We start from the raw sequence: 18,461 nt of genomic DNA on the forward strand, positions 1-18,461 counted from the left end.
GAAGTGTTCGCAGCTTTGTCTTTCTACGTTATAGCCCCGTGACCCGGTCAGGAAAGTGACTGTTAACTGACAGCGGTGTCAGTTTGCACGTACGGAGTCCCACTCGGTCACGTAAGCCGTTTTGCTTTTCTTGTTGTAGAGGCACAGTTCGGTACCTTGCTGGCCTTTCATGTGCTTTTGCGGGTACTGGCCTTGCAGCAGCAGGGCGGTGTAGCCGACCCGATCATCGAATTGTGCGGCGTTGCCGACGGGTTTGGCGTTCGCCAGACCGCTGGCCTTGGTGCAACTGGCGAGCACGGCCTTGTCGAAGGCGGCCCAGGCCTCGGGGCTGGAGGCGTGGGCCTGGGTGGCGAGGGCAGTGAGGCAGGCGAAGGTCAGGGTGACAGCTTTCATGGTTCAGGGATCCTTGGGCGGGGTTGGCCAAGGTGTGAGTATGCCTGAAGGCTTGGGGGGCGAACGCGCGGCTCGGCGAGGGACGGGTCAGACCGGAACCGGTTCCCGGCGCACCACATACATCCCGGCGCTTTCATACAACCGCTGTGCGCGAAGGTTGCCTTCCAGCACTTTCAGGTCGACGTAGCCTTCGCGCCGCCGTTGAAATTCGGTGAAGGCATTGAGCAGCAAGGCTCGCCCCAAGCCGCGGCCTTGAGCCCGTGGATGCACCACCAGACTCTTGATGTAGGCGCTGGTCCAGCACTGACAGACGCCCACGATACCCTGGGCATCCAGAGCGATGAAACACAGTGTCGGATCATACTCAGGATCGGTTTCAAATCGCTGTTGCCATACGTCCAGGCCCGGGACGCGGCCACCGCCTTGCGCGTGACCCTGTGCCATCAAGCGATGAACTTCTGCTGCAAGTTCGGGACGATACCCGGTCAGGACGATTCCCGGGGGCCAGGTGATGGCGGGCACGGCTTCAGCGAGACAGCGGCGCATGAGAAAGCAGAATTGCTCGTCCAAGACTCAATGACCTTGTTCGGCCACAGCCTTGGCCGCGTCGATCAGGCACTTGGTCAGCTCCGGCGAAGAGAACTTGGTCAGCACCGCATTCGCGCCCGCAAGCCGCGCCTTTTCGCTGTTCATCGCACTGTCCAGGGACGTATGCAGCAGCACGTAGAGGTGCGCGAAGTCCGGGGTTTCACGCAGGGTGCGGGTGAAGGCGTAGCCGTCCATTTCGGACATTTCGATATCGGAGACGATCAGGTTGATCTGCTCGGCGGTGCCTTGCAGGTCCAGCAGGCAGTCGATGGCTTCCTTGGCACTGCGCGCCGTGTGGCATTGCAGGCCCAGGTTGCGCAAGGTGTGCACCGATTGCTGCAGCGCGACCTGACTGTCATCGACCACCAGGATGCGCGCGCTGCCCAGGGTCTCGGCATCTTCCATGCTGAGCTCGGTCGGCGCCATGTCGATGGGCACCGGGGCGATGCCATGGATGACCTTTTCGATGTCCAGCACCTGCACCAGAGTGCCGTCCACCGAGGTGACGCCGGTGATGTACGAGCGCGAACCGCCAGAGCCGAAGGGGGGAGGACGGATGTCGGTGGTCAGGCAGTGCACGATCTTGCTCACCGCCTGTACATGCAAACCTTGCTTGGAGCGGCTGACGTCCGTGACGATCAGGCACCCACCATCAGGATCTGCCAGCGGGCGCTCACCGATGGCACGGCTGAGATCGATCACCGACAATGAAGTGCCGCGCAGGGTGGCGATGCCTTTGACGTGGGGATGCGCTTCGGGGAGTTTGGTCAGTGGCGGGCAAGGGATGATTTCACTGACTTTGAGCAGGTTGATCGCCATCAGCTTGCCACTGCGCAAGGTAAACAGCAGAAGCGAAAGTGAATCTGCGCGGGCTTTGGTGGAGGACATAAAAACCTTCTGTGGAAAAAGGTGGTGAGGCGATCAGTGGATCAGCCACAGCTTTCGATGTCAGGTTATCGACTTGTCGGGGGCAGGCTTTAGGAAAAATCCCCAGGGCTGTGCAGACCCTTGCAAACTGAAACAAAAAAGCCCCGTCTCTTTAAAAGAGCGCGGGGCTTTGTTTTGCATCAAGACTGGCGCAGTAGAACTTACTCGTCGTCGCCCATCTGCGATTGCAGGTAGTTCTCGATACCGATCTTGTCGATAAGACCCAGTTGGGTTTCCAGCCAGTCGATATGTTCTTCTTCGGACTCGAGGATATCTTCAAGCAGGTCACGGCTACCGAAGTCGCCGACTGTTTCGCAATGCGCGATCGCCGCTTTCAGGTCGGCATGGCCGGTCTTCTCGATACGCAGGTCACACTGGATCATTTCCTCGGTGTGCTCGCCGATCTGCAGCTTGCCCAGGTCCTGGACGTTCGGCAGGCCTTCAAGGAACAGGATGCGCTTGATCAGCTTGTCCGCGTGCTTCATCTCGTCGATGGATTCGTGGTACTCGTGCTTGCCGAGCTTGTTCAGGCCCCAATCTTCGTACATGCGTGCATGCAGGAAGTATTGATTGATCGCGACCAGCTCATTGGCAAGGATCTTGTTGAGATGCTGGATGACTGTAACGTCGCCTTTCATGATGGGGTCCTGCCCTGTATTAGCTGTCTATAAGGCAGAGTTTGAGCCGCACAACTAAGAGTGTCAAACCTAAGTTATTGAATAATAAATGAAAATTAATCGGAATAAGAATGTTTGTGTTCCGCGTCTAGAGCCTAAGCAATTGATTTTCAGGCATAAAAAAACCGGACATGAGTCCGGTTCTTTGAAATCGGTTATTTATGCGGCGGTAAATTCAACAGGAAAAGGGATCGCCGCCTGGGCCGTTTGCAATTTGGTCAGGGTCTCGCGGACCACTTCCTTGGCCAGGCAGGCACATTTGCCGCATTGACTGGCAACGCCGGTGGCCTGGCGCACTTCCTTGTAGCTGCAGCATCCTTCATAGATCGCATCGCGGATTTGGCCGTCGGTGACGCCAGTGCAGAGGCAAACATACATAAGTGAAAACCGTCGCTGTTTATGTCTCGAATGCGATGGATCTTAATGTTAACGAGAATGATTGTCAAAGTGCTTTGAGAAGGGTTTTTGACAGGCCTGACGAACGGTTGACCAGCGACGCGCCGTCAACCGAAATACCCTTCGTCCTTTTTTACGCCCAGGGGAGAAACCGTTACGGACAGGTCAAAAACGCAGTGTATGATGGCCGGTCTTTTCGAAACGGGTTCGTGTCACAGGGCTGTCGCCTGAGGGTGGCAGGCTGACGCAAACCTTGTTCTTAACGCTTCTACACCAGGAGATATCCAATGAGCGTACTCGTAGGCAAACAAGCCCCTGACTTCACCGTACCGGCCGTACTCGGCAATGGCGAAATCGTGGACAGCTTCACCCTGTCGTCGGCCATCAAAGGCAAATACGGCCTGGTGTTCTTCTACCCACTGGACTTCACCTTCGTTTGCCCGTCGGAGCTGATCGCTCTGGACAACCGCATGTCCGAATTCAAGGCACGCAACGTTGAAGTGGTCGCTGTGTCGATCGACTCGCACTTCACCCACAACGCATGGCGCAACACCCCGGTAAACGATGGTGGTATCGGCGCAGTGCGTTACACCATGGCTGCCGACATCAAGCAGGAAATCATGAAGGCCTACGACGTTCAGTCCGCTGACGGCGTTGCTTTCCGTGGCGCGTTCCTGATCGACGACAAAGGCGTTGTCCGTTCGCAGATCATCAACGACCTGCCGCTGGGCCGTAACATGGAAGAGCTGCTGCGTCTGGTCGACGCCCTGCAATTCCACGAAGAGCACGGCGAAGTTTGCCCTGCCAACTGGAAAAAAGGCGACAAAGGCATGAACGCTTCGCCAGAAGGCGTTGCGGCTTACCTGACCGAGCACGCTGCTGCGTTGTAAGGCACCAGGTACAAAAAAACCGGCCTCAGGGCCGGTTTTTTTATGCGCGAAAAATGTCTGGAACCCTGTAGGAGCCGGCTTGCTGGCGATGCGATGGTAGCCGTTATGCCGCCATCGCTGCGACCCGACAAGCCAGCTCCTACAAACGAATCAATCGCCGAAGTCTTCCCAGCCGCCCATTTGTTTCCAGCGATTGACGATGCCGCAGAACAGCTCGGCAGTCTTCTCGGTGTCGTAGCGGGCCGAGTGCGCCTCGCGCCCGTCGAAGTCGATATCGGCAGCCTGGCAGGCCTTGGCCAGCACGGTTTGACCATAGGCCAGGCCGGCGAGCGTCGCGGTATCGAAACTGGAGAATGGATGGAACGGATTGCGTTTCATGTCCAGGCGTGCGACCGCGGCATTGAGGAAGCCCAGGTCGAAACTGCTGTTGTGCCCAACCAGGATCGCCCGTTTGCAACCGTTGGCCTTCAGCGCCTTGCGCACGCCGCGGAAGATATCGTTCAGCGCCGACTCTTCGCTCACGGCCATGCGCAGCGGGTGATCGAGCTTGATCCCGGTGAACTCCAGGGCGGCCGCTTCGATGTTCGCACCTTCAAACGGCTCGACCCGGAAGAAGTAGGTGTGATCCGGGTACACAAAACCCTTTTCATCCATGGCGATGGTGGTCGCGGCGATTTCCAGCAAGGCGTCGGTGGCCGAGTTGAAACCACCGGTTTCTACGTCGACGACAACCGGCAGGTAGCCACGGAACCTGGCGGCCATTGGGTGACGGGAACCGCCGCCACCGCCTTGACCTTCCTGTTCGTCGTCGAAATGGTCTTCACTCACGCGTGTTCCTCCAGCAGGCGCCAGCGCAGTTTTTCACCGGCGCGCAGCGGGATAACGGTCAGCTCGCCAAACGGCAAGCTGGTCGGGGCGGTCCATTCTTCGCGGACCAGGGTGATGCGATCGGTGTTTGCCGGCAGGCCATAGAAACGCGGGCCGTTGAGGCTGGCGAAGGCTTCGAGCTTGTCCAGCGCGTTGCGCTGTTCGAAGGCTTCGGCGTACATCTCGATCGCGGCATAAGCGGTGTAGCAACCGGCGCAGCCACAGGCGGCTTCCTTGGCGTGCTGGGCGTGGGGCGCCGAGTCGGTGCCGAGGAAGAACTTTTCGCTGCCGCTGGTGGCGGCGTCGAGCAGGGCTTCCTGGTGGGTATTTCGCTTGAGGATCGGCAGGCAGTAGAAGTGCGGCCGAATCCCGCCCACCAGCATGTGGTTGCGGTTGTACAGCAAGTGATGCGCGGTGATGGTCGCGCCAACGTTGGCCGAAGCCGAGTTGACGAACTGCACGGCGTCAGCGGTGGTGATGTGTTCGAACACCACCTTGAGGGTCGGGAAACGCTCGACCACACGGCGCATGTGCTCATCGATGAAGATTTTTTCGCGGTCGAAGACGTCGACATCGCCGCGGGTGACTTCACCGTGGATCAACAAAGGCATCCCGACTTCGGCCATGGCCTCCAGGGCCGGGAAGATCTTGTCGATGCTGGTGACGCCCGAGTCCGAGTTGGTGGTCGCGCCGGCCGGGTACAGCTTGGCGGCGTGAACGAAACCGCTGGCCTTGGCCTCGCGAATTTCTTCAGGCTGGGTGCGGTCGGTGAGGTACAGCACCATCAGCGGTTCAAACGGGCTGCCGGCCGGGCGAGCAGCGAGAATCCGCTGGCGATAGCCGTCGGCTTCAGCCGCATTGCGCACTGGTGGTACCAGGTTGGGCATGATGATGGCGCGGCCAAAGGTGCGCGCGACATCCGCGACGGTATTGGTCAACACGGCATCATCGCGAAGATGAATATGCCAGTCGTCGGGACGCAGCAGGGTCAGGCGGTCGGACATGAGGGGATTCCAGGCGGGTCAAACTGAGGGGAATGCTACCGGAAAAGACTCTTGCAGGCACTCGCTATCAAGTTTTACGGGAAGCTTCCGATATCCAACAGGTATGCCGTGAACATCTGTGTGTCGGTCTTTTTGTCGTAGAAGCCAGTGGAGCCTCCCGTGCGCCAGCGTTATTTAGCCTTGCTCAGCGTGTTTGCCAGCCTTCCCGCGATGGCACTCACTTTCCAGACTCGCCTGGAGAGCATCGAGTGGACGGTCGAAGGCGACAAATTCGAATGCCGGCTGACTCAGCCGATCACCGATTTCGGCTCGGGTGAATTCGTGCGGCGCGCCGGGGAACAGGCGACGTTTCGTTTGAATGCCTACAACGCAATGATGGGCGGTGGTTCTGCCACCTTGCTGGCGGCCGCTGCACCCTGGCAGCCGGGACGCGGTGATATCAACCTGGGCACGGTAAGAATCGGCAGCGGCAACATCCTCTTCAACAGCTCCCAGGCCCAGGCCGCACGCTTGATCAGCGGCCTGATCGACGGACGCAGTCCTGTGGTTCGAAATTCCTCGGGCGATGGCCGGGTGTCGGAGGTGCGCTTGTTGCCGGTCCGGTTCACCAAGGCATTTGCCGAGTATCAGGGCTGCGTGGCCAAGTTGCTGCCGCAGAACTTCGATCAGGTCAAGCAATCCCAGATTGGCTTTCCCGGTGGCGGTGTCGATCTGGATGCGGCCGCCAAGGCCAGGCTGCAAGTCATGCTGGAGTACATGAAAGCCGATCCGACGGTCAATCGCATCGAGCTTGACGGCCACTCCGATAACAGCGGCAACCGCCTGACTAACCGTGACCTGTCACGGCGTCGGGCGCTGGCGGTGATGGACTTCTTCAAGGCCAATGGCGTCCAGGAATCGCAAATCACCCTGCGTTTCCATGGCGAGCGTTATCCCCTGGCCCCCAACATCAGCAACGCCAACCGCGCGAAAAACCGCCGGGTAGCGATACGCCTGGAGCGCGGAGCCCCCGCGGAGCAGGTAGCCCCGCAAGCGACGAAGCCGGCCGCTTCGGCGACTTCCTGACCCTTGGTCATCGTCGCGCTCTCGACATAATCTGTCGCTTCGTCGTCATAAGCTGTCGCGCCACTGTAAATTATCTTGCGCGGGCGGTAGACTTGACGGCTTTCCGTAGAACCCCGTGGAGTGATGGCATGGCGGACGTAAACAAGGTCGTTCTGGCGTATTCCGGCGGCCTGGACACTTCGGTGATCCTCAAGTGGCTGCAGGATACTTATAACTGTGAAGTGGTGACCTTCACCGCTGACCTGGGTCAGGGCGAAGAGGTCGAACCTGCACGTGCCAAGGCTCAAGCCATGGGCGTGAAAGAGATCTACATCGACGACTTGCGCGAAGAGTTCGTGCGCGATTTCGTTTTCCCGATGTTCCGCGCCAACACCGTTTACGAAGGCGAGTACCTGCTGGGTACTTCCATCGCTCGCCCGTTGATCGCCAAACGCCTGATCGAAATCGCCAACGAAACCGGTGCTGACGCCATTTCCCACGGCGCCACCGGCAAGGGTAACGACCAGGTTCGTTTCGAACTGGGCGCCTACGCCTTGAAGCCAGGTGTGAAAGTGATCGCTCCGTGGCGCGAATGGGACCTGCTGTCCCGTGAAAAGCTGATGGATTACGCTGAAAAGCACGCGATCCCGATCGAGCGTCACGGAAAGAAGAAATCCCCGTACTCGATGGATGCCAACCTGCTGCACATCTCCTATGAAGGTGGCGTGCTGGAAGACACCTGGACCGAGCACGAAGAAGACATGTGGCGCTGGACCGTCTCCCCGGAGAAGGCACCCGACAAGCCGCAGTACCTGGAACTGACCTACCGCAATGGCGACATCGTCGCGCTGGACGGCGTCGAAATGACCCCGGCCACCGTGCTGGCGACTCTGAACCGTATCGGTGGCGAACACGGTATCGGCCGTCTGGACATCGTCGAGAACCGTTACGTGGGCATGAAGTCCCGTGGCTGCTACGAAACTCCTGGCGGTACCATCATGCTGCGCGCCCACCGTGCGATCGAATCGATCACCCTGGACCGCGAAGTGGCTCACCTTAAAGACGAGTTGATGCCCAAGTACGCCAGCCTGATCTACACCGGTTACTGGTGGAGCCCTGAGCGTCTGATGCTGCAACAGATGATCGATGCGTCCCAGGCTCACGTGAATGGCGTTGTGCGCCTGAAGCTGTACAAGGGCAACGTGATCGTCACCGGTCGCAAGTCAGACGAGTCGTTGTTCGACGCCAACATTGCGACTTTCGAAGAAGATGGCGGCGCCTACAACCAGGCCGACGCAGCGGGCTTCATCAAGCTCAACGCCTTGCGCATGCGCATCGCGGCGAACAAAGGTCGCAAGCTTTTCTGAAACCTTTGACGCAATGGAATGTGTGGCCCGGTCGTCGACAGGGCCGCACATTTAAAAGGGGGGGGAGTTGCTACCTGCCCGTATCAGTGTTCTTTCCCGCCTTGCTATGACTCCTCTCATCATTCCCTTCTGATCGATCGTCAAACGCTTCGGGTTGCCGTGCGTCGATGGGCAAATGTTGGTCAATGACCGTCAAACCCTGTGAATTTAAATTGTAGGCAGCACAGAACGTTGTGCGGCAATGTTTCTTCACGTGTTTTGAAGGAGCGGCAGCGCTTTCCCTCAGTTTTGAATCCGACTCGGTACAGGTGAGGAACACCACTGCACGTGCAGCCTTTCCCGGTTCGATCTGGATGCTCTCCAACAAATGGCTGAACTCGGCCTGGCCTGTCATCCTGCGTGCATCAATCACATACAGGTCCTTCAATCGTTCGGGTAGACGTACGTGGTGATGCGCCGAAAGGGCTTTGGCAGAAACTGTTGCTGAAGGTGGGTCTTGTGCTTTCGATGGGCGGCGAGTGGATTGGTCGCCAGTACCCGATGCCCTGGTCGGGGACTTTCGAGTCTTCTTGTTCTAGGATTGCTCGAGACCGTCCATGACTTTTATGAAGTGTTTTCCCTTCTCAAAGTCGGAGGGGGCGTAAAGCGATCGATAGTTGAAGTTGAGAGTGACAAAGAATAGCAACAGCAGATAAAAAGGAAAGCTGATCAGGAACCAGACGTAGATGTCTCTATCATCATCATCAAGAAAGGGCAGTGAAATCGCAGCTGATGTTTCAGACAGTGTTGCGAATATCGCAATCACTGTCATGGGGTTGTTTATTCTTTTTTTAATCCTGTCCATTTTAAATTCCTCGATAGCTATTGCTTGATTGGTTTGAATTTAATCCATCTAACGCATGTTGGGCATCCATGGTTTCTGTTTTTTAATTTATTTGATGTCGGGTAGGCGTTTTCTTGTTTACGGTTTTCTTATAATCGATGATGGGGTGATTTTTGCTGTAAGAACGAGTGGATAAGTTGTGTGTGATATTTCTGGAGTTAGTGTGGATATTGGATTATCCCAATTACCTTTGCGCGGTTGGGTAGGGCGGCACATGTCTGATCGCTGTCTGAAAATAAAACTCCGCTCATTTTTTCGTTGCAGGTCGATACAAAAAAGTAATCGCAATTGGAAAGTCAAGACTTCAAAAAAAGTTTTCTGCCTAACGATTTGCTCGATTTTTTGTAGGAAAAATCTGTGAATTTTGTAGGGAATGTCTCTCGGTGCAAGTGGTTGGGGGAGGCGACATGCCAGGGGGGAAACGACTAGGCTATTGTGCGGGCTCTAAAAATTCGAACAGCGAAATTGGACTTGCCCATGAATAAAGTGCTGATTGTGGATGATCACCCCGTCATTCGTCTTGCGGTACGAATGCTGATGGAGCGTCATGGCTACGAAGTCATTGCAGAAACAGATAATGGTGTGGATGCATTACAACTAGCCCGTGAATACATGCCGGACATTGTCATCCTGGATATAGGAATACCTAAACTCGATGGACTGGAAGTCATTGCACGACTGACCTCGGCTGCGATGCCGATGAAAGTGCTGATATTGACGTCCCAGTCACCTGGGCATTTTTCCATGCGCTGCATGCAGTCGGGAGCCGCCGGATATGTTTGTAAACAACAGGATCTCACGGAGTTGCTCAGTGCAATAAAGGCGGTATTGTCAGGCTACAGTTACTTTCCAAATCAGGCCTTGCACACTGTGCGTGCCAGTCTTGGCAACGCCAGTGAAGCCGATATGGTGGATCGTCTTTCTGGGCGGGAAATGATGGTGCTACAGCAGTTGGCCCGGGGCAAGACTAACAAAGAGATTGCTGATGGGATGTTTCTCAGCAACAAGACCGTCAGTACCTACAAGACCCGACTACTGTTAAAGCTCAATGCGCGCTCCCTGGTCGATCTGATTGAACTGGCCCAGCGTAATGGTCTGGCATGATGAGCCTGCCTCTGACGGAGTACACCAGGCGAGCGTTGATCGCGGTTCGGCACTTGGTAAAAAGCCTCCGTTTCGGGAGGCTTTTAGGTTTTACAAGTCAAAATCGTAATCGGCCAATTGCTTTTGCAGTCGGCGCTCCTCCAGCAGATTGTCGATGGTCCGGCGCTTGCTCAGGTTGGTTTTCGCTACTTCAACCACCGGCTCGGCATCATCAGCCTCTACGGGGGTGAAGTCGTCATCTACATCCAATTGCTCTTTGCCAGTGCTCATTTAGTTACTCCAGGCGAAGAAGGCCTTTGGGGCTCCTTATATCGACAATCCTGCGACGGGTAAAAAAGATTTTTTCAATCGATATATTGATAAACCCAATAGCGGCTCAATCGTCCGAGGTCTTGTGCTTGTATTCGCACAAGTCTTCGATCCGGCAACTGCCGCAGCGAGGTTTGCGGGCCAGGCAAACATAACGTCCGTGAAGGATCAGCCAGTGATGGGAGTCGAGCAGGTACTGCTTTGGCACAAATTTCATCAATTTATGCTCGACCTCAACCACATTCTTGCCGGGCGCAATGCCGGTGCGGTTGCTGACCCGAAAAATGTGAGTGTCCACGGCCATCGTCAACTGGCGGAATGCAGTATTGAGCACCACGTTGGCGGTCTTGCGGCCAACGCCAGGCAACGCCTCGAGTTCCTCACGGGTTTGCGGCACTTCGCCTGCATGACGCTCAACCAGCAGGCGGCAGGTCTCGATCACGTTTTTTGCCTTGCTGTTGTACAGGCCGATGGTCTTGATGTATTCCGACAATCCTTCGACCCCCAAGGCATGAATCGTCGCCGGAGTATTGGCAACCGGAAACAGTTTTGCCGTGGCCTTGTTCACGCCGACATCGGTCGATTGCGCGGAAAGAATCACCGCAATCAGCAATTCAAAGGCTGAGGAATAGGCCAGTTCGGTCTTCGGTTCTGGATTGTCTTCATGCAGCCTGCGGAAAATTTCCAGACGTTTTGCGGCATTCATGGGCGAAGCGTTTCCTCGAAGGCAGTCAGTTTGAGCGTGTCGGGCGGTGCCAGGCTTGCCAGGCGGCGATCAGCAATCCCAGCAGTATGAAACCTCCGGGGGCCAGCGTGGCCAGGCGCAGGCCACCGTCAGCGGTCAGTACCCAGCCCGGCCAATCCGCGTGTGTTACAGCAGCCAGCCAGGGTAGGTGGTTGCCCAGTGTCCCGTAACCGATGAGTTCACGCAGCAGGCCCATAGCCACCATCGATGCGCCGAACAGGCCGCACAGACGCCAGCGCTCTCGCCAGGGGCTCTGGAAGAAATCGGAGCGCTCCAGTACGACACATTGCAAGGCGATCAAGCCGGTATAGATCCCGGCATGCTGGTGCCATTGCAGCGACCAGACCTGCGCGCCGAGTTCTGCGCAACTGGTCAGCGTTGCGGCAAGCAGCACGCTGGCCGACAAGTGGGTTGCCGGGAGCAGGCGCGATCGCAAGGCGTTCATGCACAGGCCGAACCCACTGATCACGACAATGAACAGCAACCACAGGCCCAGGGCATTCACCAGTGAGTCGGTGGCGCCAATCAGCGGCACGAGCATCAAGGTTTTCTGCAGCCGCAACGGATTACTCATCGGAGGGGCTCCCAAGCAGTGAGTGCCGGTGCTCATCGAAATAACGCAAGGCGTCATGGGTGGCATTGATCACCGCTCTTGAGGTGATGGTCGCTCCCGCAATCTGGTCGAACTGCCCCTGGTCCTTTTTCAAGGCCCAACCATTGTCGCCCGGATCGATTCGCGACCTGCCGGAAAAGGCTGCAAGCCAGGTATTGGGCCAGTCGGCGATTCGTGCGCCGAGCCCCGGGGTTTCCGTTTGCTTGAGGGTTTTGACCCCCAGCAGTCTGCCGTCGAGATCGATGGCGATCAGCAAATCGATGGCGCCCGCGTAGCCCGGGGTCTGGCTGCGTAAAAGCACGGCATAGGCTCGGCCGGCCTTGGTCGCCCGATAACCCGTCAGCAGCGTGCTGTTGCCCAGCGCGGTGTTGTCGAGCTTGAGCGGTTGGTCCAGCGGCTGGTTGTCGTAGCTGTCGGGCGGTAGCAGGTCGAGCAGATAACGACTGTCGATCAGGCGCTGCTCAGCCGCAATCCGTGGTGCGCTGCTGTGTTGCGCGAGATAGGTCAGGCCTGCTCCGAGGGCGGTCAGTAACGCGAGGATGGCGGCGCTCGACGCTCGGCTCATGGTGCGATCCGCTCCTGCCTGGCCGCGACCAGCCGCTCCAGCGCCGGTACACAGAGGTTCATCAGCAGCACGGCAAAGGCCACGCCGTCCGGGTAACCGCCCCAGGTGCGAATCAGATAGGTCAGCAACCCGACTCCTGCACCAAACAGCAGTCGCGCCCCGGGGCTTTTGGCGCCGGATACCGGTTCAGTGACGATGAAGAATGCGCCCAGCATGCTGGCGCCGGTGAGCAGATGAAACAGCGGCGAACCATGGGAGTCTGAGCCCGAACCGTTCCAGCACAACAGGCTGATGACGAACAGGCTGGCGAGCATGCCGACCGGCGCGTGCCAGCTGAACACTCGGCGTTGCAGCAAAAACGCGCCACCGGCGAGGTAGGCCAGGCTTACCCATTCCACACCGCGACCGCCGAAACGCCCAAAGGCCGGATTGGCCGAGAAGAGTTCGTCCATGGTCAGGCTCTTGTTGATCCGCAGGCTGTCCAGTGCCGTGGCCCGGACCCAGGCGTCCGGGCTTTGGCCGACACCGAATACTTGCTGCACACCACCCCACAGGTCCATGCCCTGGGAGGCAGGCCATTGGGTCATCTGTTGCGGAAACGTCACCATCACCAAGGCGAAACCGAGCATCGCCGGATTGAACGGATTGCTGCCGACCCCGCCATACAGGTGCTTGCCGAACACCATGGCCAGCGCGGCAGCACTGATCGTCAGCCACCAGGGACAGTAGGGCGGCAAGGCCAGGGCCAGTAGCGTGGCACTGACCAGGGCGCTGCCGTCGCTCAAGGTCGGCTTGAGCGCACGCCGGCGCAAGCGCAGTACCGCCGCTTCCGCGCCCAGCGCACTGACGCCTGCCAGTATCAGGTTGAGCAACACCCCCCAGCCGTAGAACCAGAATAACGCCAGCATCCCTGGCAACGTCGCCAGCAGAACCAGTTTCATCGCCTGTTGCAGGCGCTCGTCGATCGGTTCAAGGGGCGGCATGGGCATCCACCTGGCGTTCGGCTTCGCTCAGGGCCCGCTCAAGGGCTTCGATTTGTTCGGCGGGTGCTGCGCTGGCCTGGGCTTTCTTCAGTTCGGCGCGGCGCATGGCCAGCTGAATTTTTGCGCGTTTCAGCTCGGCGTCCTGCGCCGGAGCCGCGACGGGGGGCGGGGTAGGTGGCGCACTGCGTTCCAGTTGGGCCAAAGCCTGCTCAGCGGCTTCGAACTGCTGTTGCAGGACAATCAACTGCGATTGCTGTTCGAAGGTCGGCGGATGACCGAAGGCCTTGAGCGACTTGTTCAACTGCGCCCGGCTCATCGCCAGGTCGATCTTGGCTTTTTTCAGGGCCGCATCGGCATTCGCCGCCTTTTGCGCGCGGACGCGTTCCAGGGCTGCCTGTACCGGGTCGAGGATCGTTTCGCTGGGCTGGACGACCCGTTGCGCACGGGCCTCGCGCTCGGCAGTTTTTTGTTGTTCTTCACGCTGCAAGCGGGCGTTGCGCTGCTCGAAACGGCGCCGCGCATGATCGCGCTTGGCGGCGCGTGCCCGTTGCTCCTCCAGGCTGAAAGCCAGGCCACCGACAATCGGCAGCACGCTGTTCAATGGCAGCGGATGCATTTCGATGCAGTCCACCGGGCAAGGCGCCACGCAAAGGTCGCACCCGGTGCATTCGTCGATGATGACCGTGTGCATCAACTTGGCCGCGCCGACGATGGCGTCCACTGGGCAGGCCTGAATGCATTTCGTGCAACCAATGCATTCGGCCTCACGGATATAGGCAATCTGCGCCGGGGCCGAGCCGCGACTGACGTCCAGCTCCAGCACCGGTACGTGCAACAGTTCGGCCAGGGCGTGGATGGTTTCACTGCCGCCGGGCGGGCACTTGTTGATCGGCTCGCCGTTGGCAATGCCGGTGGCGTACGGCTTGCATCCGGGATGGCCACACTTGCCGCACTGGGTCTGCGGCAAGAGGGCGTCGATGCGTTGAATCAGACTCATGTTTTGATCAGTCCGCTGAATCCGAGAAAGGCCACTGCAATCAGGCCGGCACCGACCAGGTCGATCGGCAGGCCGCGAAAGGGCAGGGGCACATCGTTATCAAGTGTGCGCTGGCGCAGGTCGTTGAACAGGCTCAGTACCAGCCAGAAGCCCAGCCCGGCACCGAGGCTCAAGGCTGTGGCGTGAAAAAATCCCATGTCCTCCCGGGCGTTGAGCAATGCCACGCCGAGCACCCCGGCATTACACAGCAGCAAAGGCCAGAGGCCTTCGAAGGACAATGTCGAAAACACCCGTGCCAGCAGCTGCAACAACGGGCCGATCAGCAGCACGCTCAATGGCAGAAACACAAACAGGCGCAGCGCCGTCATCTCCAGCGGCACCAGCAACCAGTGATAGAGCGCATAGCCGAGCACCCCGGTAATCAGCATCAGGCAGGTCGTGGCGATGCCCAAGGCATGGACCTGGCGACGTTCGCTGGCCAGCAGCGGCTCGACACCCAGCGGCCAGTGCAACACGAAGTTGTTGAGCAGGGCAGTGCCGATAAGCGTAAGCAGGGTTTCGGTCATGATCGTCCGTATCCGTTGCTCGATAACCCTGTAGGAGCTGCCGCAGGCTGCGATCTTTGATCTTTTTCAAAGCAAATTCAAAAGATCGCAGCCTGCGGCAGCTCCTACAAGTAATGCCCGAGTTCAGTAATAGTATGGGCCAGACATGAAAATCCCACAGTCGCGCCAGGCACGACTGTGGGATCGGTTTACCGCAGTGCCTTACTTGATCCGCTGACCAGGCTTGGCGCCGCTGTCAGGGCTGAGCAGGTAGATTTCTTCACCGCCAGGACCGGCTGCCATCACCATGCCTTCGGAAATGCCGAACTTCATTTTCCGTGGCTTGAGGTTGGCAATCATCATGGTCAGGCGACCATCGAGCTTGGACGGGTCCGGGTAGGCGCTCTTGATGCCGGAGAAGACGTTGCGTTGCTCGTCACCGATGTCCAGGGTCAGGCGCAGCAGCTTGTCGGCACCTTCCACGTGTTCGGCCTTGACGATCAGGGCGACGCGCAGGTCAACCGCGGCAAAGGTGTCGAACTCGATTTCCGGCGACAGCGGATCCTTGGCCAGCTCGCCATTACCGGCTGGCGTGGCTTCGCCGGTGTCGGTCTGGCTGGCGGTCAGGTCTTCTTTCGAGGCGTCGGTCATGGCTTGCACTTTGACCGGGTCGATACGGGTCATCAACGGCTTGAACTCGTTCAACTGATGGTTGGCGAGCAAGGTCGCGTGATCGTTCCAGGTCAGTGGCGCAACATTGAGGAACGCCTCGGCATCGGCGGCCAGCAGCGGCAGTACCGGCTTGAGGAAGATCACCAGCTGACGGAACAGGTTGACGCCGGTGGCGCAGATGGCCTGGACTTCTTCCTGCTTGCCTTCCTGCTTGTTCAGCGACCACGGTGCCTTGTCGGCGATCCAGGCGTTGGCGCGGTCGGCCAGGCCCATGATCTCGCGCATGGCGCGGGCGAAGTCGCGGGCTTCATAGGCGTCGGCGATGCTTGGCGCGGCGGCCAGGAAGGCTTCGGTCAGCTCCGGCGCGGCGTTGGTCTCGACCATCACGCCGGCATTGCCCTTGTTGATGAACCCGGCGCAACGGCTGGCGATGTTGACGACTTTGCCGACCAGGTCGGAGTTGACCTTCTGCACGAAATCTTCGAGGTTCAGGTCGAGGTCGTCGACGCCACGGCTCAGCTTGGCCGCGTAGTAATAGCGCAGGTATTCCGGCGACAGGTGGTCGAGGTAGGTCCGGGCCTTGATGAAGGTGCCACGGGACTTGGACATTTTCTGGCCGTTGACGGTCAGGTAGCCGTGCACGTTGATGCCGGTCGGCTTGCGGTAACCCGCGCCTTCGAGCATCGCTGGCCAGAACAGGGCGTGGAAGTTGACGATGTCCTTGCCGATGAAGTGGTACAGCTCGGCGGTCGAGTCCTTGCCCCAGAACGCGTCGAAGTCCAGCTCCGGCGTACGGTCGCAAAGGTTCTTGAAGCTGGCCATGTAGCCGATTGGTGCATCCAGCCAGACGTAGAAGTACTTGCCCGGCTCGTCAGGGATCTCGAAGCCGAAGTACGGCGCATCGCGGGAGATGTCCCACTGTTGCAGGCCGGCATCCAGCCATTCGGCGATCTTGTTCGCCACGGCGTCCTGCAGGGTGCCGCTGCGGGTCCAGGCCTGCAGCATTTCCTGGAAGTCCGGCAGCTTGAAGAAGAAGTGCTGGGAATCCTTGAGCACCGGGGTGGCGCCGGAGATTGCCGACTTCGGATCCTTCAGGTCGGTCGGTGCGTAGGTCGCGCCGCATTTTTCGCAGTTGTCGCCGTACTGGTCTTCAGTGCCGCATTTCGGGCAGGTGCCCTTGATGAAGCGGTCGGCCAGGAACATTTTCTTTTCCGGGTCGAAATACTGCGTGATCGAGCGTTGGGCGATGTGCCCGGCGTCGCGCAGCTTGAGGTAGATCTGGCTCGACAGCTCACGGTTTTCTTCGGCGTGAGTGGAGTGGAAGTTGTCGAACTCCACCAGGAACTCGGCAAAGTCGGCGCTGTGTTCAGCCTGGACGTTGGCGATCAGTTGTTCCGGGGTGATGCCTTCCTTTTCCGCGCGCAGCATGATCGCCGAACCGTGGGCGTCGTCGGCGCAGACATAAATGCATTGGTTGCCGCGGTGCTTCTGGAAGCGCACCCACATATCGGTCTGGATGTACTCCAGCATATGGCCGAGGTGAATCGAACCATTGGCATAGGGCAGGGCGCTGGTGACGAGGATCTTGCGTGGCTCGGACATGGGGCTCGGCTACTTGATGAAACGGAGGTCGGCCACTATAAAGCGCCGGCAAAGATATTTCACCCCTGCAAATCGTTGCCGGGCATGCCGTCCGGAAGACAGAAGGGGTAGGATACCCGCCATCTATTCCCAGTCCTGTTTTCGGAGTTGCCCATGAGCGCCGTCAATCGCGCAGCGGTGGAAGCCGTCCTTCGCCAATACACCGACCCCTACCTGAACCAGGATCCGGTCAGCGCCGGGTGCGTGCGCAATATCGAGATCCAGGGCGACCGCGTCAGCGTGCAGCTGGAACTGGGCTATGCCGCCGGTTTGTTCAAGAGTGGTTGGGCGCAGATGCTGCAAATGGCCATTGAAGGCCTCGACGGTGTCAGCACTGCCCGCGTCGACATCACCAGTGTGATCGCCGCGCACAAGGCCCAGGCACAGATCCCGGGTCTGGCCAACGTCAAGAACGTCGTGGCCGTGGCGTCCGGCAAAGGCGGCGTGGGCAAGTCCACCACCGCCGCCAACCTGGCCTTGGCCCTGGCCCGCGAAGGGGCCAAGGTCGGCATTCTCGATGCGGACATCTATGGTCCGAGCCAGGGCATCATGTTCGGCATCGCCGAGGGTACCCGGCCGCAGATCAAGGATCAGAAATGGTTCGTGCCGATCCAGTCCCACGGCGTCGAAGTGATGTCCATGGCGTTCCTCACCGACGACAACACGCCGATGGTCTGGCGCGGGCCGATGGTCTCTGGCGCCTTGCTGCAACTGGTGACGCAGACCGCGTGGGGCGACCTGGATTACCTGGTCATCGACATGCCGCCAGGCACCGGGGATATCCAGCTGACCCTGGCACAGAAAGTCCCGGTGGCCGGTGCGGTGATCGTGACCACCCCCCAGGACCTGGCACTGCTGGACGCACGCAAGGGCGTGGAGATGTTCCGCAAGGTCAACATCCCGGTGCTGGGCGTGGTGGAAAACATGGCCGTGCACATCTGCTCGAACTGCGGGCATGCCGAACATCTGTTCGGCGAGGGCGGCGGGGTGAAGCTGGCCAATCAGTATGGCGTCGAGCTACTGGCTTCGTTGCCGCTGGCAATGGCCATCCGCGAGCAGGCCGATGGCGGCAAGCCAACGGTGATCGCCGAGCCTGACAGCCCGATCGCCCTGGTTTACCAGGAGCTGGCGCGCCATGTCGGCGCACGGATCGTGTTGCAGGAGGCGTTGACGCCGGCGATGCCGAACATCAGCATCAGCGACGATTGATGGCCTGACACACAATCAACTGTGGGAGCTAGCCTGCTAGCG

Annotated in this window: 20 protein-coding genes and 1 pseudogene; 5 read left to right on the forward strand and 16 right to left on the reverse strand. The window is 58.9% G+C overall.

Annotated features, from left to right (window positions below; all coding sequences use genetic code 11):
• Positions 1 to 78: 78 nt before the first annotated feature.
• The 5 genes from ACM6I6_RS26420 to ACM6I6_RS26440 form a co-directional block, all read right to left on the reverse strand.
• Positions 79 to 393, reverse strand: a complete 315-nt coding sequence (locus ACM6I6_RS26420) for a hypothetical protein (protein WP_323606939.1) — start codon at positions 391 to 393, stop codon at positions 79 to 81.
• Positions 394 to 480: 87 nt separating this feature from the next.
• Positions 481 to 939 (reverse strand): GNAT family N-acetyltransferase, encoded by a 459-nt coding sequence (locus ACM6I6_RS26425; RefSeq protein WP_414920980.1) that lies wholly within the window; start codon positions 937 to 939, stop codon positions 481 to 483.
• A gap of 27 nt (positions 940 to 966) precedes the next feature.
• Positions 967 to 1,869, reverse strand: a complete 903-nt coding sequence (locus tag ACM6I6_RS26430) for a chemotaxis protein CheV (RefSeq protein WP_274074220.1) — start codon at positions 1,867 to 1,869, stop codon at positions 967 to 969.
• A gap of 200 nt (positions 1,870 to 2,069) precedes the next feature.
• Positions 2,070 to 2,546: a bacterioferritin gene (gene bfr, locus ACM6I6_RS26435; protein ID WP_274074221.1), complete on the reverse strand. Its 477-nt coding sequence runs from the start codon at positions 2,544 to 2,546 to the stop codon at positions 2,070 to 2,072.
• Between the two features lie 198 nt (positions 2,547 to 2,744).
• Positions 2,745 to 2,963, reverse strand: coding sequence for a bacterioferritin-associated ferredoxin (locus tag ACM6I6_RS26440; protein WP_008057530.1), 219 nt, complete (start codon positions 2,961 to 2,963; stop codon positions 2,745 to 2,747).
• A 305-nt stretch (positions 2,964 to 3,268) separates the two neighbouring features.
• Between ACM6I6_RS26440 and ACM6I6_RS26445 the strand changes: the two genes are divergently transcribed.
• On the forward strand, positions 3,269 to 3,871 hold the full coding sequence (locus tag ACM6I6_RS26445; protein WP_008057532.1) for a peroxiredoxin: 603 nt from the start codon (positions 3,269 to 3,271) through the stop codon (positions 3,869 to 3,871).
• 150 nt (positions 3,872 to 4,021) lie between these two features.
• Here ACM6I6_RS26445 and rnt read toward each other — a convergent pair whose 3' ends face one another.
• Positions 4,022 to 4,699, reverse strand: a complete 678-nt coding sequence (gene rnt, locus ACM6I6_RS26450) for a ribonuclease T (protein WP_274074222.1) — start codon at positions 4,697 to 4,699, stop codon at positions 4,022 to 4,024.
• The gene (gene pyrC, locus ACM6I6_RS26455; RefSeq protein ID WP_414920920.1) at positions 4,696 to 5,742 is read right to left on the reverse strand and encodes a dihydroorotase; all 1,047 of its coding nucleotides are present in this window, start codon (positions 5,740 to 5,742) and stop codon (positions 4,696 to 4,698) included. The genes rnt and pyrC overlap by 4 nt, the downstream gene beginning before the upstream one ends.
• 159 nt (positions 5,743 to 5,901) lie before the next feature.
• Here pyrC and ACM6I6_RS26460 point away from each other — a divergent pair, with 159 nt between their 5' ends.
• Both ACM6I6_RS26460 and ACM6I6_RS26465 read left to right on the forward strand, forming a co-directional pair.
• Positions 5,902 to 6,807, forward strand: a complete 906-nt coding sequence (locus ACM6I6_RS26460) for a flagellar protein MotY (RefSeq protein WP_414920921.1) — start codon at positions 5,902 to 5,904, stop codon at positions 6,805 to 6,807.
• A gap of 128 nt (positions 6,808 to 6,935) precedes the next feature.
• Positions 6,936 to 8,153, forward strand: a complete 1,218-nt coding sequence (locus ACM6I6_RS26465; protein ID WP_020799894.1) for an argininosuccinate synthase — start codon at positions 6,936 to 6,938, stop codon at positions 8,151 to 8,153.
• A gap of 70 nt (positions 8,154 to 8,223) precedes the next feature.
• Here the strand turns inward: ACM6I6_RS26465 and ACM6I6_RS26470 are convergent.
• Positions 8,224 to 8,997: pseudogene (locus ACM6I6_RS26470) on the reverse strand (hypothetical protein).
• Positions 8,998 to 9,513: 516 nt separating this feature from the next.
• On the opposite strand from ACM6I6_RS26470, the gene ACM6I6_RS26475 reads away from it, so the two are divergent.
• Entirely contained in the window at positions 9,514 to 10,140 is a 627-nt protein-coding gene (locus tag ACM6I6_RS26475; RefSeq protein WP_008057539.1) for a response regulator transcription factor, read from the forward strand.
• Between the two features lie 90 nt (positions 10,141 to 10,230).
• Here ACM6I6_RS26475 and ACM6I6_RS26480 read toward each other — a convergent pair whose 3' ends face one another.
• The 8 genes from ACM6I6_RS26480 to metG all read right to left on the reverse strand — a co-directional run bounded on the left by ACM6I6_RS26480 (position 10,231) and on the right by metG (position 17,171).
• Entirely contained in the window at positions 10,231 to 10,410 is a 180-nt protein-coding gene (locus ACM6I6_RS26480; RefSeq protein WP_046819033.1) for a PA3496 family putative envelope integrity protein, read from the reverse strand.
• Between the two features lie 106 nt (positions 10,411 to 10,516).
• A complete protein-coding gene (gene nth, locus ACM6I6_RS26485) occupies positions 10,517 to 11,155 on the reverse strand; it encodes an endonuclease III (RefSeq protein WP_274074225.1) in 639 nt (212 codons plus the stop codon).
• A gap of 25 nt (positions 11,156 to 11,180) precedes the next feature.
• Positions 11,181 to 11,768, reverse strand: coding sequence for an Rnf-Nqr domain containing protein (locus ACM6I6_RS26490; protein ID WP_414920922.1), 588 nt, complete (start codon positions 11,766 to 11,768; stop codon positions 11,181 to 11,183).
• Positions 11,761 to 12,372 carry an RnfABCDGE type electron transport complex subunit G gene (locus ACM6I6_RS26495; protein WP_414920923.1) on the reverse strand — a complete coding sequence of 204 codons (612 nt, stop codon included), beginning with the start codon at positions 12,370 to 12,372 and terminating at the stop codon, positions 11,761 to 11,763. The genes ACM6I6_RS26490 and ACM6I6_RS26495 overlap by 8 nt, the downstream gene beginning before the upstream one ends.
• The gene (locus ACM6I6_RS26500) at positions 12,369 to 13,355 is read right to left on the reverse strand and encodes an RnfABCDGE type electron transport complex subunit D (protein WP_414920924.1); all 987 of its coding nucleotides are present in this window, start codon (positions 13,353 to 13,355) and stop codon (positions 12,369 to 12,371) included. The genes ACM6I6_RS26495 and ACM6I6_RS26500 overlap by 4 nt, the downstream gene beginning before the upstream one ends.
• On the reverse strand, positions 13,342 to 14,352 hold the full coding sequence (gene rsxB / locus ACM6I6_RS26505; protein ID WP_406592747.1) for an electron transport complex subunit RsxB: 1,011 nt from the start codon (positions 14,350 to 14,352) through the stop codon (positions 13,342 to 13,344). Before rsxB ends, ACM6I6_RS26500 begins: the two co-directional genes overlap by 14 nt.
• Entirely contained in the window at positions 14,349 to 14,918 is a 570-nt protein-coding gene (locus tag ACM6I6_RS26510; RefSeq protein WP_414920925.1) for an electron transport complex protein RnfA, read from the reverse strand. The genes rsxB and ACM6I6_RS26510 overlap by 4 nt, the downstream gene beginning before the upstream one ends.
• Positions 14,919 to 15,119: 201 nt before the next feature.
• A complete protein-coding gene (gene metG, locus ACM6I6_RS26515) occupies positions 15,120 to 17,171 on the reverse strand; it encodes a methionine--tRNA ligase (protein WP_414920926.1) in 2,052 nt (683 codons plus the stop codon).
• 153 nt (positions 17,172 to 17,324) lie between these two features.
• Here metG and apbC point away from each other — a divergent pair, with 153 nt between their 5' ends.
• Positions 17,325 to 18,419 carry an iron-sulfur cluster carrier protein ApbC gene (gene apbC, locus ACM6I6_RS26520; protein WP_406592745.1) on the forward strand — a complete coding sequence of 365 codons (1,095 nt, stop codon included), beginning with the start codon at positions 17,325 to 17,327 and terminating at the stop codon, positions 18,417 to 18,419.
• Positions 18,420 to 18,461 lie beyond the last annotated feature (42 nt).

The organism is Pseudomonas sp. IT-P218, from assembly GCF_949767605.1.
Taxonomy (GTDB): Bacteria; Pseudomonadota; Gammaproteobacteria; order Pseudomonadales; family Pseudomonadaceae; genus Aquipseudomonas; species Aquipseudomonas putida_AE.